Genomic DNA, 15620 nt, shown 5'->3' on the forward strand with positions numbered 1-15620 from the left:
TGTTGAATATTAACCCCAATTTTAAGCCATGACACAAATACAACCTAATCCCTACCCAATTGAATCACCAACTGAAGATATTGCAATTATTGCCACCGATGTGCATAAATGGTATGACAATAATTTCCACGTTCTCAGAGGGGTTAGCCTTTCAGTAAAACGCGGGGAAGTTGTGGTGATTATGGGGCCTTCGGGTTCAGGAAAATCGACATTTATTCGGACATTTAATGCCTTAGAAGAATTTCAACAGGGCAGTATTGTCATCGATGGAATTAATTTATCCCATGATTTAAAAAATATTGAAGAAATTCGCAAAGAAGTGGGAATGGTGTTTCAACAGTTTAATTTATTCCCCCATTTAAGTATTTTACAAAATATCACTTTAGCTCCAATTTGGGTACGACGTTGGCCGAAGGCAAAAGCCGAAGAAGTGGCCTTACAATTATTAGAAAGAGTCGGGATTTTAGAACAGGCAAAAAAATATCCGGGTCAATTATCCGGCGGTCAACAACAACGGGTAGCCATTGCTAGAGCTTTAGCCATGCAGCCTAAAATTATGTTATTTGATGAACCCACATCGGCCCTAGACCCGGAAATGGTACGCGAAGTTTTAGACGTGATGCGAACTTTAGCCGAGTCGGGAATGACAATGGTTTGTGTTACCCATGAAGTCGGATTTGCGCGAGAAGTTGCCGATCGAATTGTGTTAATGGCCGATGGAATATTAGTCGAAGAAGCCACCCCGGAAGAATTTTTTACGAATCCTCAAGAAGAAAGAACTCAAAAGTTTCTGTCTCAAATTCTTTAACTGCTGCTGTGGAGACAGGAAACTTTGTGTCTCCACAATCATAATATTCTAATTGACATCCTCAAAGTTATAAAACCTTAATCGCCATCAGATATTTTAAGATATTAAAATATCTTAAGTAACTAGGATCAGCCAAGGTGAACACAGAACGAGTGGTTGTGATTGGGGCTGGAATTGGGGGATTAACGGCCGGGGCGTTATTAGCCCATCGGGGATATTCGGTTTTAATCCTAGACCAAGGAATTGTCCCGGGGGGATGTGCTTCTACCTTTCAACGTCGGGGGTTTACCTTTGATGTCGGGGCGACTCAGGTAGCGGGACTCGAACCGGGTGGGATTCATCACCGTATTTTCACGGAATTGGGGATTGAATTACCCCCCGCGACTCCCTGTGATCCCGCTTGTGCCGTTTTTTTACCTGGTGAAACTGAACCGATTCAGGTGTGGCGAGATCTCGCCAAATGGCAACAGGAAAGACAGCGACAATTTCCCGGGAGTGAACCCTTTTGGCAATTAATGACTACCCTATTTCAAGCCAGTTGGCGGTTTCAATCCCGTGATCCGGTGCTCCCTCCTGGGAATTTATGGGATTTGTGGCAATTGATCCAAGCGGTTCGCCCCGATACCTTGATCACCCTGCCTTTTACCCTGATGACGGTGGCTGATGCCCTACGGTTGTATAATTTAGACGGCGATCGGCGTCTGAAAACCTTTTTAGATCTGCAACTAAAGTTATATTCCCAGGTAGACACTGAAGAAACGGCTTTGTTGTACGCGGCAACGGCTTTGGGGGTCTCTCAGGAACCGCAAGGATTATCTCATCTGCAAGGAAGTATGCAGGTATTGAGTGATCGCTTAGTCCAAGCCCTAGAACAAGATGGGGGTAAACTGTTAATGCGGCATACCGTTGAAGCCATTAAAACAGAACCGGAGCAAGCGATCGCCGTGAAAATTAGGAATCAAAAAACTGGGGAAATTGTTCATGAAACCGCCGATCATATTGTTGCTAATATTACCCCACAAAACCTAATTAAATTGTTAGATAAAAACAGCAAAAATCATCGGCGATTTTCCATTTCATTACCTCTTTATCAACGACGAATTGAGCAACTTCCCCCGGCATCAGGAGCATTTGTGATCTATTTAGGAGTGCAAGCGGTCGCCCTACCGCCCGAATGTCCACCCCATCTACAGTTCCTCTATGATCAAGGGCCGATTGGTGAAAATAATTCTCTCTTTGTCTCCGTCAGTCACCCCGGAGATGGACGAGCCCCCGCCGGACAAGCCACGATCATTGCTTCGAGTTTCACTGAAACCCAACAATGGTGGGATTCTCAGGACTATCAGGGTTTAAAACAACACTATATGAACACGGCGATCGCCCGTTTAGGGTCTTACTTTCACCTAACCCCAGAAACCATTCTGCATCAGGAAGCCGCCACACCTTGCACCTTTGAACGCTATACCGCCCGGGATCAAGGAGTTGTTGGCGGAGTCGGTCAACGGGTTTCCACCTTTGGGCCCTTTGGCTTAGGGAATCGTACCCCGATCAAAAATCTTTGGTTAGTAGGAGATTCCACCCATCCCGGAGAAGGAACAGCCGGAGTTTCCTATTCGGCTTTAACCGTTGTTCGTCAAATTGATGCGATTAATTCTTAGTAATAAGTTTCCGATTTTTAGGAACTTGAACCGATCTCTAATCTCTTTAAATCTCGGTCTAGCCAAAACTGTCTAAAGCGGTTACAATTAAAATTAGTCAGGCTAGTATCTATCAACCAATAGATTTGAAAACGATACGCATAGATAACTGCACCGATGATCGCCGGTAGCACTGCCATTTAGGGATAATTAAAAAGACAACCCATCAAAAGATTGAGTCAATAATGGACAAACACAAAACAATTATTATGCTCGGCCCTTCTCCCGCAGAAAAAGGTGGAATGGGAAGTGTTGAAACCTTGATTCTCAACATAGCCTCAAGGGAATTCACTATTAAGCATATCACGACCTGGAATGGTCAGGTGAGTCGGTTTACCAAGCTGTCCACAGCTATCGTCTTTATCAAAGCTTTTTTGGCGTTTTTATGGAAGTTGTTAAAAGGGGAAGTTGATCTGGTTCACATCCATATCTCAGAACGGGGAAGTGTGATTCGCAAAAGCCTAATTGCCTTAGTTTGTATGGCAACGGGAAAACCGTTTATTCTTCATGCCCATGGCTGTGAATTCCATGAATTTTATGACAAATTGCCCCAAGGGATACGGCAACTGATTACAGCGATATTCCAACGTTCCGCTTATTTGATTGCTTTGTCAGAAAGTTGGAGGAATTATTATATTGAAACTTGTCATCTTGCACCCGAACAAGTGGTGGTTCTAAATAACCCGGTCGCCCTGCCTGAACAATGGCAAAAAACCGAACCCATAGGCAAACTCAAATTTGTCTTTTTAGGAAAAATCAATAAACGTAAAGGGATTTTTGATTTATTAACTGCTTTTGCGAACCTGGAACCTAGTTATAGAAATCAGGTTGAATTAGTCCTAGCGGGAAGCGGGGAAGTTGAACAGGCTCAAAATTTAGCGATACAATTAGGAATTAAAGATCAAATCGTTTTTCCAGGTTGGATTGACCAACAGCAACGCGATCAATTATTAGCTCAAAGTGATGTGATGCTACTTCCCTCTTATAATGAAGGACTGCCAATGGCGATTTTAGAAGCCATGAGTTGGGGACTTCCGATTATTACTACTCCCGTCGGGGGTATACCCGAAGTCATCGAAAATGGCAAAACTGGATTATTGATTACCCCGGGTCATGTCCAAGACCTGACCACAGCCATGCAGTCTTTAATTGAAAATCCCGCCTTCAGATTATCTTTAGGTTCGGCCGCGCGTAAACGGGTAGAACCTTTGTCCATTGAGCATTACAGTGATGCTTTATTTAACCTCTATCATCATATTTTTGAATACAAAGAAAATCACCATCATCCTCAAGAAGACACGGAATCAGATGGACTACACAAACAAACCCTGTAGAGAGAATCGATTCAGATCACACAGTCTTGAGGTGTAACTTCTACAATTGTATAAATACAGTGATGCTCAAAATGTTTGAGTTCCAATCGGTCGGTCAATGCTGAACGAAATCAGGGAGTATCTCGCCTTTAGGCATGGTGTAACAACACGGGTAAATGATTAAGTAGTTATGGAACCTCAAGAGTATCCAGAAGATATTGATTTTATAAAATACTGGCTGATTCTGAAGCGTCATTGGTTGCCATCTGTGGGGGTTGCCTGTATTGCCATCGGACTGGCAACATTCTCGGCAATGTCCGTCGAAAAAACTTTTGCCGCCGAAGGAAAGCTGCGATTAAAGAAAATTAGTCCCACCTCGGCATTAGTTTCAGATCCCGAAGGAAAAATTGGTAGTCTCGATACCCTGAGTGCCAAGGATAGTCCCTTAGATACTGAAGCGGAAGTGATTCGGTCTGCGGACATTGCGGAACAAACCATTCAGCAATTACAGCTAAAAAACAGAAAAACTGGCAAACCCTTAGTCTATGAAGACTTCGTTAAAAAATTAGGGGTAGAGACGGTGAGAGGAACGGACATTTTGAGTATTTCCTATGAAAGTCCCAACCCGGCTGAGGCTCAAAAAATTGTTGATAAAGTTATGCAGCTTTACATCAAAAATAATATTTTAGTAAATCGCCGGGAAGCCGTTGCTGCTCGTCAATTTATTACGGAACAGTTACCACGAAAAGAAAAAGAACTCACAGATGCAGAAATTGCTTTAAGAAATTTCAAAGAAAAATATAATATTGTTAATTTAGAAGAAGAACTCAAGACAGTTGTTAGTACAATTGAAAATCTGGATAACCAAATTGATCAAGCTCGAGCTTCCCTAGAACAGGTCAATGCTCAGGTTCAAGCTATGCAGCAAAAGCTAGGAGGGAGTTCAGAAGCCGCGATTACTCGAAGTGCGCTGAGTTCTTCCATAGGAATTCAACAGGTTGTAGCTAAACTAAATAACGTTGAAGACCAACTTGCTGTTTTGAGAACTCGTTTTTTAGACAAAACACCAGAAATTATGGCCTTAGAAAATGAAAAAGCTGCACTTGAAGCCCTCCTAGAAGAAAGGATGCAACTTGTTTTAGGAAATAAACCAGCACCACCGGGAGGGGTACAAAATGGCTTACTAGAAGAAAAGTTAATTGAACAACTCGTACCTTTGGAATCAGGAAAGCAAGGGTTGGTTCAGCAGTTAAATTCTTTGATTCAGGCGCAATCAAGACAGAAAGAAAGGGCTTTACTATTACCTCGTTTAGAACAAACTCAAAGGGATTTGATGCGACAGCTTAACGTAGCTCAAAGTACCTATGATATTCTGACAAGCCGACTACAGCAAGTCCGAATCGCCGAGAATCAAAATGTGGGAAATGCCCAAATTCTGACTCCAGCAATTGTAGCAAAAAATCCTGTTTCTAGCAGTAAAAAAACGATTTTGATGGGTGGAGTTGTGGCTGGGGCAATGCTCTATGTGGTGATGGCTTTTGTACTGGAGTTAATGGATCCATCCATTAAAACTATTAAGGAAGTTCGCAAGTTATTGAATCGATATACCTTGTTGGCGATGATTCCCGCCTCCAAGGAAAAAGTTCGCTGGGCGGGAATAAAAATCGAACGGACAACACCAAATATTCCGGTTTTGGATGAACCCCATTCTATTATTAGTGAATCCTACCGGATGTTGCAAGCTAATTTGAATTTTATTAGTCCTGATCGGGAATTAAAAGTTATTGTTGTTACGAGTGCCGTTTCCAGAGAGGGAAAGTCTAAAGTTTCTGCAAATTTAGCCGTGGCGATCGCCGAATTAGGTAAGAGGGTATTGCTAATTGATGCCGATTTACGTCATCCTCGACAACATCAGATTTGGGACTTAAATTATGAGTTAAATCCCAAAGGATTAAGTGATGTGATTGTCAATCAAGCGGAGTGGGAATGGGCTGTGCGGACTGTTGTACCTAACTTAGATATTTTGCCTTCGGGTGTAATTCCACCCAATGCTTTGGCTCTTTTGGGCTCTAAGCGAATGAATTTTTTAGTGGCAGAGTTTCGGAAAAATTATGATTTTGTCATTTTTGATACGCCCTCTTTATTACTCGTTGCCGATGCTTTAACTCTCAGTAAGGTCACCGATGGAATTTTAATGGTAGTTAGACCGGGAACCATTGATACTGTAAGCATAACAGCCGTACAAGAACTGTTAATTAAATCTGGCCAAAATGTATTGGGTTTAGTGGCGAATGATGTCAACATTCGTGAAGAACCTGATAGTTACTTTCACCATGCCAAAGTCTATTCCTATAAGGAGAAGAAAAATTCTAAAAAGTTCTTATCTAAACAAAAGTCATAAATCCGATAATGGTGTTTTTATAAAAATTTACATTAATCCCATACCATAATAAATGCTGCAAAAAATTACTCGCACACTTCAAGAAAAACTGCAACCAGATCAGCGAAAAGCTTTCTTTAACATTATCTTGTTACTAGGGGAAAGAGTCTTTCGCATGGGCATTGCTTTTATCATGCTGGCATGGGTAGCCCGTTATTTGGGAGTCAAAGAGTTTGGAGAACTGAATTATGCCCTAGCATTTTGTGAAATTTTTTCGCCGCTCTTTGAAATAGCATCATCTCAATTTATTTTTCGAGACTTAGTAACTTATCCCGACTTAAAATCAGAAATTTTAGGAACTTATTTTTGGATTAAAACTATCACTGGAGTGGTTGTTTTTATCTTAACAGCAATCACAATACTTGTTTTACAACCCGATAATATTTTAACGATTAAGCTGGTTGTTATTTTATCTATTCCTTCATTCTTACGAGGATTTAGTGGAATTGAATGCTGGTTTAAATCCCAGCTAGAAATGAAGTACACCGTCTTCATCCGCAACGGTTTGTTCATATTAGTAACTTTAACTAGAATTTTTCTGCTTAAAATTCAAGCGCCTCTGATTGCCTTTGCTTGGCTGGTGATGATTGAAAATAGTCTGAATATTGTGGCGTTAATTATTACCTATAAAATCACTGGGAACGATATTTTTGCCTGGAAAGCTAAGTGGAAAAGAGCTAAACAATTGATGAAAATTAGTTTCCCATTGATATTTGCCAGTCTCTCTATTGTGATTTATATGCGAATTGATCAGGTGATGTTGGGTCAATTATCCGATTCCAAAACTGTTGGGATTTATTCGGCTGCTGTGCGACTCTCGGAATTATGGCCCTTTACTTCGACGATTATTGTTCAATCCATTGCACCTTCAATAATTGCGGCTAAAAAAGTGAGTGAAGAACTTTATTATCAAAAACTGCAAAAGCTGAGTAACTCCCAAGCTTTACTGGTTTACTGTATTGCCATTCCGATGACTTTTTTAGCAACACCATTCACCGTTTTAATATTTGGTGAAGAATATGCTCTAGCTGGCCCAATTTTGGCGGTTCATATTTGGTCTTCAATGTTCGGTTTTCTCGGTTACGTCAAAGATATCTGGATCACAACAGAAGAATTAACCGGATTTGCTTTTGTTTTTAGTACGGCGGGTGCGGCCATGAATGTGATCCTAAATTTTTGGTTAATTCCCAAGTATCAAGGTATGGGTGCTGCCATTGCCACGGTCATTTCCTATGGATTTGCTGACTATGTAATGTGCTTTCTTTATCCACCAGCTCGAAAGTTTGGTAAAATTATGACACAGGCAATGATGTTAAATTTGGTCAAATTTAATGTAAAATAATCCTTGGGGTATCTACAGAAAGCTCAATCATCTAGGGATAGATTACTTTTGGAGTTTTTGATATAATTTTGCCTATCGCTATTCTCAAACATTCGTGAACGCTAGAATATGATTGTGAGCGAAGCGGGGGGGCATGGATTGTTGGGCAATTGGTATTATTTACAACATTATTATTCTCAGGAGATAGGATTTTGGAAACCCTGCCATTAGTAAGTATTCTGATTAATAACTATAACTATGGACAGTTTCTCGCTGATGCGATTGATAGTGCTTTAAATCAAACCTATCCTCATATAGAAGTGGTGGTTGTTGATGATGGATCTTCCGATAATTCACGAGAAATTATTGCCAGGTATACCGATAGAATTAAACCCATTTTAAAATCTAATGGCGGTCAGGCTTCTGCCTTTAATGCCGGGTTTAAAGCCAGCCAAGGAGACTTAATTTGCTTCTTAGACTCTGACGATATTTTTCTTCCCGATAAAATCGAAAAAATTGCCTATATTTTCAACCAATACCCTGATATTGGCTGGTGTTTCCATACCCTGAAATTATTTGCCAATGACACAGGATCTGAACTTCAAGACCGTTACTTTGCCTCAGAAGCAGAAGGAAAATCCGGTGTTTATGATATCAGATCCACTATTCAACAAGGTCACTTAACGGGTTTCATCCCCTGCTTACCAGCGACATCAGGAATCTGCTTCAGACATTCATTATTAGCACAAATTTTACCAATGCCGGAAGCTGAGAGTGTATCTATTAGTGATAGTTATATCAAATATATTGCCTTAGCCTTAAGCCCAGGGTTTTGTTTGCTAGAAAAAATTGGATTACAAAGAATTCATAAACACAATATCCACACCTTAAGTAGTCAGAAGGCTACTTTATCAGTCAAACTCCAGGTGGTGACGGCATATTGGATGAAAACCAACTTCCCAATTCTTCATAAATATACAAACACAATGTTAGCTTTTGGGATTTGCTTGGCTTGGATGGGAAAAGTTAAAGACGAGATTTGCAATTACTATATCAACGCTTATTTATCATCAATTTCGCCTTGGGAAATTGCCAAAATTTATGCTAGAGCAATTTACTATTTCCTAAAACCATGAACCCCAAGTTAGATGCTTTTGAGAGAAGATTTACAATTTTTGGGATGATGTTTCTCACCGGGATTTTTCGCCTCGCCAGCTTCTACACTAGCCCGGATGCTCTGAATGACACGGCTCCCATGTCCAATCCACTCGATAAAGTTTCCTCCCTGTTGCAGCAATTTCTTTATATCACTACACTGCTTCTGCTCTTAGCTAGGGGACAAAGTACAGTTCGCGCCATGATCCGAGATCCTACGGTTTGGATGCTGATCATATACACCTTTTTGTCATTTTTGTGGTCTGATTTTCCGTCTCTCTCCAAACGCAAAGGGATTACAACGATCCAAACCAGTTATTTTGGACTATATGTTGCATCCCGTTTCACCATGAAACAACAACTACAAATGTTAGCTTGGGTGTTTGGATTTATTGCTGTTTTTTCTTTTTTCTTTACCCTAGCTTTCCCCGGATCAGCCATCGAAGCTGGAGCGAATGCCGGATCTTGGCGGGGCCCATTCACTCAAAAAAATTTGTTAGCTCGATTCATGGTTTTAGGAGCGATTGTTTGCTTACTCGTTGCCTTAGATAAACCCGAAAAGCCTAAAATAGCTTGGGGATCTTTTGGAATGTGTATTCTGATGATTCTGTTAACAGGATCTAAAACGGCTCTGTTATTACTAATCATGATCCTGGCTCTTTTACCTCTATATAAACTGTTGCGCCAGAAAGATACCTTAGTAATTCCTATCCTCGTTCTAACCACTTTAATTGCCGGATGTTTAACCATTTTTGTCGTGGAATACTGGATAGAAATTCTGGCGGCATTAGGTCGAGATCCTACACTGAGTGGTCGCACAAACCTATGGGAAATTGCCATTGAAAAAATTTCTGAACGTCCTTGGCTGGGCTATGGATATCAGGGATTCTGGCTAGAAAGGGGAGAAGCAGAGGTGATTTGGAAAGAAGAAGGTTATAAACCCCCCCACGGTCATAATGGATATATTAATACTGCTATTGATTTAGGTTTAGTTGGTTTATTTTTATTTTTGTTAATCATCTTTGTGACCTATGCTCGGGCTATTATTTGGTTGAAAAATGGAAACACTAGCATCGAATTCTGGCCGGCTTTCTTCATCATTTTTCTATTAATGTACAACATCACTGAAAGTACCATTATTGAATTCAATTCCATATTTTGGGCTTTAGTGGTGATGGTTTCCCTATCAATGAAACGAGTTAAACCCAGAAGAACAACCATGATTTACCCTAGCTATCCAGTCGATTCTTCCTAAACATAATGCTTGCATATCAGTTAAAATCAATGCCTAATTAACCCTCACCGAATTTGAATAATCATGACCGATATTGCCATTTTTCTGATGGATTTAGGAGGCGGAGGTGCCGAACGGGTGATGATTAATTTAGCCCAAGGTTTTGCCCAACGCCAAAAAAGTGTTGATCTGGTTTTAGTCAAAGCCGAAGGCCCCTATCTCTCCCAACTGCACCCCCAAATTAATGTTGTAAAACTAGAAAGTTCCCGATTAATTTCTAGCCTGCCCCGTTTAATCAATTACTTAAAAGAAAAACAACCCAAAGTTTTATTTTCCGCCCTAGAAGATACCAATTTTGTTGCACTCTTGGCTAAAAAATTAGCCGGAGTTTCCACAAAAGTTGCCGTTACAGTGCACAATCATCTCTCCCGGGAAGCGGAAAATGCCACCCAACTTAAACGACGACTAACTCCTCAATTAGTCGGGTGGTTCTATCCTTGGGCCGATTATGTGATTGCGGTATCCCAAGGTGTTGCCGATAATTTGATTCAACTTGGGGTTCCTGCTCACAAAGTTCAGTCCATTTATAACCCGATTATCACCCCAGAACTGCTACAAAACCTGCACAACCGGGTTGATCATCCTTGGTTTGCCCCTAACCAACCTCCGGTTATTTTAGGTGTGGGTCGCTTACACGCCCAAAAAGATTTTCGGACGCTAATTTTAGCCTTTGCTCAACTGCGTCAACAGCAACCCGCCCGCCTGATCATCTTAGGAGAAGGAGAGGAACGTTCGGCTCTACAATCTTTGATTCAAACCTTGGGTCTGGAAACCGATGTGGCTTTGTTAGGATTTGTATCAAATCCCTATGCTTATATGGCGGCATCGGCTATTTTGGTTCTATCTTCGGCTTGGGAAGGATTTGGGAATGTCTTAGTCGAAGCCATGGCCGCCGGGACTCCCGTTGTTTCCACAAACTGTGACAGTGGGCCGTCGGAGATTTTAGCCGCGGGTCGTTATGGTCAGTTGGTGACCGTTGGTGACCCCCAAGCCATGGCCACGGCGATCGCTTCCACCCTAGCAACTCCCCCGGACTCGCAAATGCTTCGAGAACGGGCGCAGATATTTTCCCTGGAAAATGCTCTTGACCAATATCAACACTTGTGTATTTAACTGTTATTTTCCACTAATCCCATAATATGATCACGTTATTACCCGATCATCTTCAAACCCTGTTTAATGACCTCAAACGCGATATTGATCGCTATGTTGTCATGGATAATGCTTCTTGGCTGTTGATTTTTTTGACTAAACCGGGATTATGGGTTTTAACTCAATATCGTTGTAGTCGTTGGGTTGATCAACAAGTTCACCTACCGATTATTCGTTTTGTGTTAAAAGTATTGTGTGCCATTTGGCAAAAACTAATTGAGATCATCACCTGCTGCGAATTGCCCAATAAAGCCAATATTGCTCCCGGTGTATTTATTCCTCATGCCTTTGGAATTATTATTCATTATCAAGTAACAATTGGTGAAAATTGTACACTCAGTCAAGATGTTACAATTGGGATTGGCGGACGAGGGGAAAAACGAGGCTGTCCTCAAATTGGCGATCGGGTTTTTATTGGGCCAGGAGCGAGGATTTTTGGGTCAATTACCATTGGTAATGACGTTGCAATAGGCGCGAATGCTGTTGCCACAAAGAACTTACCTGATCAAGCCGTTGCCGTTGGAATTCCTGCTAAAATTATTAGTTATCAAGGCTCTAAAGATTGGATTATTTTGGGTGCAGATCAATTAATTAACCCGGAAATTTCTTTAGAGAAATAATTTCAACTTTTAGGGATCAAGGTGCATCAGAGAAACGTTGCCTACAACTTTAATCTTGTTTTTAATAATTCTTGAGGGAATGTAAGATGAAGCGGAAAATTAGTTTAGGGATCTTAGCTTATAACGAAGCCCTTGTCATCCCAATTACTTTAGAATCTTTATTTCAACAAACTTTATTCACCGAGTCTAATCCTAATTGGGAAATTGAAATTCTTGTGATTCCCAATGGTTGTAAAGATGATACGGCTTTAGTGTCTCAAACCTTACTAGAAAAATGGCTTAAATCCTCCATTAGCCCTCAAATCACGGGTAAAATTTGTGAGATTCCCGAACCCGGTTTAGCTAATGCTTTCAATCGTTATGTGCATGATTTTTCCGATCCCGAAAGTGACTATCTGATTGTGATGGCGGCAGATATTCAGTTTCTTGAAGTTCAAACTCTGTACTCCATGATTCAAGTGTTAGAAACCCAATCTGAAGTATTTGTGACGGTTGATAAACGGATTAAAGATGTGGCCGTCAAACCCGCTCAGAATTTAAAAGATCGTCTGTCAACTTTGATTTCAGGGTTATCGGGAAATAATCCCGTAGAAGGTAGTGCGGCTTGGATCAGTGGTCAACTTTACTGCGCTCGTTCTTCCGTGTTAAGATCCATCTGGCTACCGACAACTTTACCGACGGATGACGCCTTTTTGTATACCATGATTGTCACCGACGGATTAAAATCTCCAGAGAACCCAAATCGTGTAATTTTGGCGCCCTCTGCATCCCATATTTTTGAAGCCTATACGGATATTAGTCGTCTTTTTCGTCATGAAAAGTGGTTGATTTTTGGTCAAGCTGTTAATCAATTGCTCTACGCTGATTTAAAAGCACATCAAACTGAAGAACAGAATATTGGGGCATTAATTCAGCAAAGAAATCAGCAAGATCCTCTGTGGCTGAATCAACTAATTCAGCAAAAAATAGAGGAAAAAAACGGTTGGTTAATTCCTCGTTTTATTTTAATTCGTCGGTTTAAAAGTTTAGTTAAAAAACCCCTACCTAAAGCCATTTTATTTTGTCCTCTAGCCTTAACTGCGTTTTTAATTGATCTAGTATTAGCAATTCAAGTGAATCAAGAAATGCAAGAAAAGAAAGGATATAGCAATTGGGTAGCATCGGGAAGTTGGGGAAAATAAGCACTCTTAATTTGATTTAATTGTTTTATAAATAAAAAGTCTAACCATGAAATTTGCGGATTTTTGGAAACCGATTCAGTTTCAATTAAACTCTCGACTCTCTAATTGGTTGGTGTATCTAATGGGATTTTGGAGAAAATCTTTAGATCATCAAGCCACGTCTCAACTGCTGAAGGATAATATTGTTTATCAACAACAGCAAGAACCGATTTCAGATTTTGTCTTTGAATCGGTAGATAGAAGAAGAACAATTCCCTGGAATAGTTTAAATAACCTAGATCAGTTATATCAAGATGATATTATTTTTGAGCCGGAATATGTTTGGAAAGTTGATGTTAATGACAAGTTTAAAACCTTGAATCTTTGTCCATCTGGAACAGTTTTAGTGAATCAAAACCTATTATTAGATTTGGACTATGGAACCGCCGCGGGTTTAAAACTTAAAGGACAATTTAAAACCAAAGAAGTTGAATATCCGTTAGTTGTTGCACCCTGGTCACATTTTTTTGGAGGATATTTTAGTTTTGTGTCTTTAGTAATTGTCAAACTGTGTCGGATTGAACAGGCTTGCGGTGAAGAAATTTGGCGGTCAGCAAAAGTCTGTTATCCTTTGTTTAAAACTCAATTTGAAACGGAATATTTGCAAAAATTGGGCATTGATCAAGATCATCTGATTGATACCGCCAATATTGATTATAAAATCAAGGCAAAATCTTTAATTATTGCCAATAATCAAAGTAATATTAATCGCGTTAGTCCATCGGATATTCAACTGTTGAGGAAAAAGTTTTTGTCCCCGGTGGTTAACTTACCTAAAAAACGAATTTTCTTCCCCAGACGCAGTAAACGAGTCTTAGAAAATGAAGCTGAAATTCGACAACTGCTGCAAGAATTTGATTTTGAAGTAATTGAAGATATTCCCCGCACCGTTGAAGAACAAATCGCTATTTTTCAACAAGCTGCTGTAATTGTTGGCGTCCATGGTGCGGGATTAACGAATCTTCTCTGGTGTGACCCCGGAACAAAAGTAATTGAATTGTTTTATAGTGGTTATACAAAAGCAGGATTTTACTATTTTTGTAAAGTCTTAGGCTTAGATTATTCCTGTATTTTCGATGATGCGATCGCCATTGAACATTTTACTAATCAATTTCATAACCTAACCATTAATGTAGACACCCTCAGAAAAGAATTGCTGAGGGTGTTAACCTAAGTGGGTTAAGCTCCGAAAATCTGATAAGAAAGACCTTTGATCTTCTCAAGTAATTTGATTTTTAGGGTATAGGGAAGAAACTTCAGCCCTGAGAATAATAATTGTCGGGGTGAGGGTTTTTCATCGGTGCGTTTCATTGCTGAAATAGGAACTTTGGCGGTTGAATGTTGATGAGTATCCAGACTTTTTAAGGCGTTTTCATACTGCTGGGAAAAGTATTCTTCTGCCGTAATTCTGGCGATGGATAAAGGTTGATGTTTTTTCTGATATGCGGGTAAGTGTTCGGGAGTAATCCGCACTTTTGTCCAGCATTCCGGTCTGCGAGTAAAGAAACTCTGATCAATTAAGGGATGATTAAAGTTTGTATCCGCTAAATAATACCGTTCTAAAATCACAGGATTGGTATTAATTTCCCAAATTTGAGGAACGCCATCGAGAATGCTATAGTCGATCCGTCCATATTGTATGCGGGCGATTTTAGCGACTTCTTTCAATTGGGATTCATAGGGATTAGTTTTTACATAATCTCTTTCTTCTAATACCATCTCCTCATTCTGTAAATCCAAATATCTCATTTTTAACATCCAATTCGGACTAAAAAATAGATGATCGGGAATGATTTGATCTCCGACAATAAACGCAGCATATTTTTTGAATCGTCCAGTTTCGTCTGAGGTATCACAAAATTCGGTAATAATTTTGTCTTCTCGACTATCCCCTGTTTCTAACAGTTCCGCGATCGCTTTTTTCATGTCTTCAGGAGTTTCTAGTAATGCTGTTCGGCTCCCAGCATGATCGGTTTCTCCGCGTAAAAATACAGGAAATCGTTCTGGTTGAAGCCCTTCAATAATGCGATAGACATTAAACTTATTCCAACCTTGTTGATACAAAGTTCTTAATAGTTCATAGCGTCGCATAGAGCGAGTTGGATGATTCAGCAGGCGAACTCCTTGACCTGAATTGGCAAGTTGTTCCCAGACTTGAGCCGCCATTTCCGATTCTTCAGGACTTAAACGCTCTAAATCTGAAAAGATATAGGTTCCCACTGGAAGACTTTTGATTTTATCTAATTGTTCATAAAAAACCGGGCGGATTTGAGGTAAAAGGTTTCTGCCCCAAGATTCTAAATGTTGGTTAATCGTAAAAGCGTGTTTTTCGGTCACTACATAAAATATCATTGAAAAGTTCCTTTTTTCGATTGATCAGTGTTGGCGATTGACAGAAGTTGTTACAATTAATACCCGTGTATCCAAAATCAAACCAATACTAAGATTTTGCTCAGTAGGATTTGGGATTCAATGATCGGATGCACTCTTAAAAAATTTCCTTTTCTACAATGTTATCCCTGATTAACTTAAATGACAACAGTTTGATTTAAGATGATCAATGTTGGTTTAATTAAAATTATCTATCAATTGTGGATTAC

At 40.1% G+C, this 15620-nt stretch carries 12 protein-coding genes; 11 read left to right on the forward strand and 1 reads right to left on the reverse strand.

The window, feature by feature from the left end; translation table 11 throughout:
• The first annotated feature begins 28 nt into the window (after positions 1–28).
• The 11 genes from AC2D3N_RS06125 (at position 29) to AC2D3N_RS06175 (ending at position 14194) form a co-directional block, all read left to right on the forward strand.
• Positions 29–808 (forward strand): amino acid ABC transporter ATP-binding protein, encoded by a 780-nt coding sequence (locus AC2D3N_RS06125; RefSeq protein WP_484693093.1) that lies wholly within the window; start codon positions 29–31, stop codon positions 806–808.
• Between the two features lie 137 nt (positions 809–945).
• Positions 946–2466, forward strand: coding sequence for a C-3',4' desaturase CrtD (crtD, locus tag AC2D3N_RS06130; RefSeq protein ID WP_484693094.1), 1521 nt, complete (start codon positions 946–948; stop codon positions 2464–2466).
• Positions 2467–2690: 224 nt separating this feature from the next.
• Positions 2691–3839: a glycosyltransferase family 4 protein gene (locus AC2D3N_RS06135; protein WP_079677208.1), complete on the forward strand. Its 1149-nt coding sequence runs from the start codon at positions 2691–2693 to the stop codon at positions 3837–3839.
• Between the two features lie 169 nt (positions 3840–4008).
• Positions 4009–6219, forward strand: coding sequence for a GumC family protein (locus tag AC2D3N_RS06140; RefSeq protein WP_079677209.1), 2211 nt, complete (start codon positions 4009–4011; stop codon positions 6217–6219).
• 52 nt (positions 6220–6271) lie between these two features.
• Positions 6272–7600, forward strand: coding sequence for a flippase (locus AC2D3N_RS06145; RefSeq protein ID WP_079677210.1), 1329 nt, complete (start codon positions 6272–6274; stop codon positions 7598–7600).
• A 191-nt stretch (positions 7601–7791) separates the two neighbouring features.
• Positions 7792–8715, forward strand: coding sequence for a glycosyltransferase family 2 protein (locus tag AC2D3N_RS06150; protein WP_484693095.1), 924 nt, complete (start codon positions 7792–7794; stop codon positions 8713–8715).
• Positions 8712–9989, forward strand: a complete 1278-nt coding sequence (locus tag AC2D3N_RS06155; protein WP_079677212.1) for an O-antigen ligase family protein — start codon at positions 8712–8714, stop codon at positions 9987–9989. Before AC2D3N_RS06150 ends, AC2D3N_RS06155 begins: the two co-directional genes overlap by 4 nt.
• A 63-nt stretch (positions 9990–10052) precedes the next feature.
• On the forward strand, positions 10053–11141 hold the full coding sequence (locus AC2D3N_RS06160) for a glycosyltransferase (protein ID WP_079677213.1): 1089 nt from the start codon (positions 10053–10055) through the stop codon (positions 11139–11141).
• 26 nt (positions 11142–11167) lie between these two features.
• Entirely contained in the window at positions 11168–11800 is a 633-nt protein-coding gene (locus AC2D3N_RS06165) for a serine O-acetyltransferase (protein ID WP_079677214.1), read from the forward strand.
• Positions 11801–11886: 86 nt separating this feature from the next.
• Positions 11887–12981 (forward strand): glycosyltransferase family 2 protein, encoded by a 1095-nt coding sequence (locus tag AC2D3N_RS06170; RefSeq protein ID WP_484693096.1) that lies wholly within the window; start codon positions 11887–11889, stop codon positions 12979–12981.
• Positions 12982–13027: 46 nt separating this feature from the next.
• Positions 13028–14194, forward strand: a complete 1167-nt coding sequence (locus AC2D3N_RS06175; protein WP_484693097.1) for a glycosyltransferase family 61 protein — start codon at positions 13028–13030, stop codon at positions 14192–14194.
• 5 nt (positions 14195–14199) lie between these two features.
• Here AC2D3N_RS06175 and AC2D3N_RS06180 read toward each other — a convergent pair whose 3' ends face one another.
• The gene (locus tag AC2D3N_RS06180) at positions 14200–15372 is read right to left on the reverse strand and encodes a hypothetical protein (RefSeq protein ID WP_484693098.1); all 1173 of its coding nucleotides are present in this window, start codon (positions 15370–15372) and stop codon (positions 14200–14202) included.
• Positions 15373–15620: the final 248 nt, after the last annotated feature.

The sequence above is a fragment of the Planktothrix sp. PLAVEN19ND genome, assembly GCF_057220675.1.

Excerpts from the sequence above, each read along its gene's own strand:
- AC2D3N_RS06135 (WP_079677208.1), top strand. The coding sequence starts at position 2,691 with ATGGACAAACACAAAACAATTATTATGCTCGGCCCTTCTCCCGCAGAA.
- AC2D3N_RS06140 (WP_079677209.1), top strand. The coding sequence starts at position 4,009 with ATGGAACCTCAAGAGTATCCAGAAGATATTGATTTTATAAAATACTGG.
- AC2D3N_RS06165 (WP_079677214.1), top strand. The coding sequence starts at position 11,168 with ATGATCACGTTATTACCCGATCATCTTCAAACCCTGTTTAATGACCTC.
- AC2D3N_RS06155 (WP_079677212.1), top strand. The coding sequence starts at position 8,712 with ATGAACCCCAAGTTAGATGCTTTTGAGAGAAGATTTACAATTTTTGGG.
- AC2D3N_RS06125 (WP_484693093.1), top strand. The coding sequence starts at position 29 with ATGACACAAATACAACCTAATCCCTACCCAATTGAATCACCAACTGAA.
- AC2D3N_RS06145 (WP_079677210.1), top strand. The coding sequence starts at position 6,272 with ATGCTGCAAAAAATTACTCGCACACTTCAAGAAAAACTGCAACCAGAT.
- AC2D3N_RS06170 (WP_484693096.1), top strand. The coding sequence starts at position 11,887 with ATGAAGCGGAAAATTAGTTTAGGGATCTTAGCTTATAACGAAGCCCTT.
- AC2D3N_RS06175 (WP_484693097.1), top strand. The coding sequence starts at position 13,028 with ATGAAATTTGCGGATTTTTGGAAACCGATTCAGTTTCAATTAAACTCT.
- AC2D3N_RS06160 (WP_079677213.1), top strand. The coding sequence starts at position 10,053 with ATGACCGATATTGCCATTTTTCTGATGGATTTAGGAGGCGGAGGTGCC.
- AC2D3N_RS06180 (WP_484693098.1), bottom strand. The coding sequence starts at position 15,372 with ATGATATTTTATGTAGTGACCGAAAAACACGCTTTTACGATTAACCAA.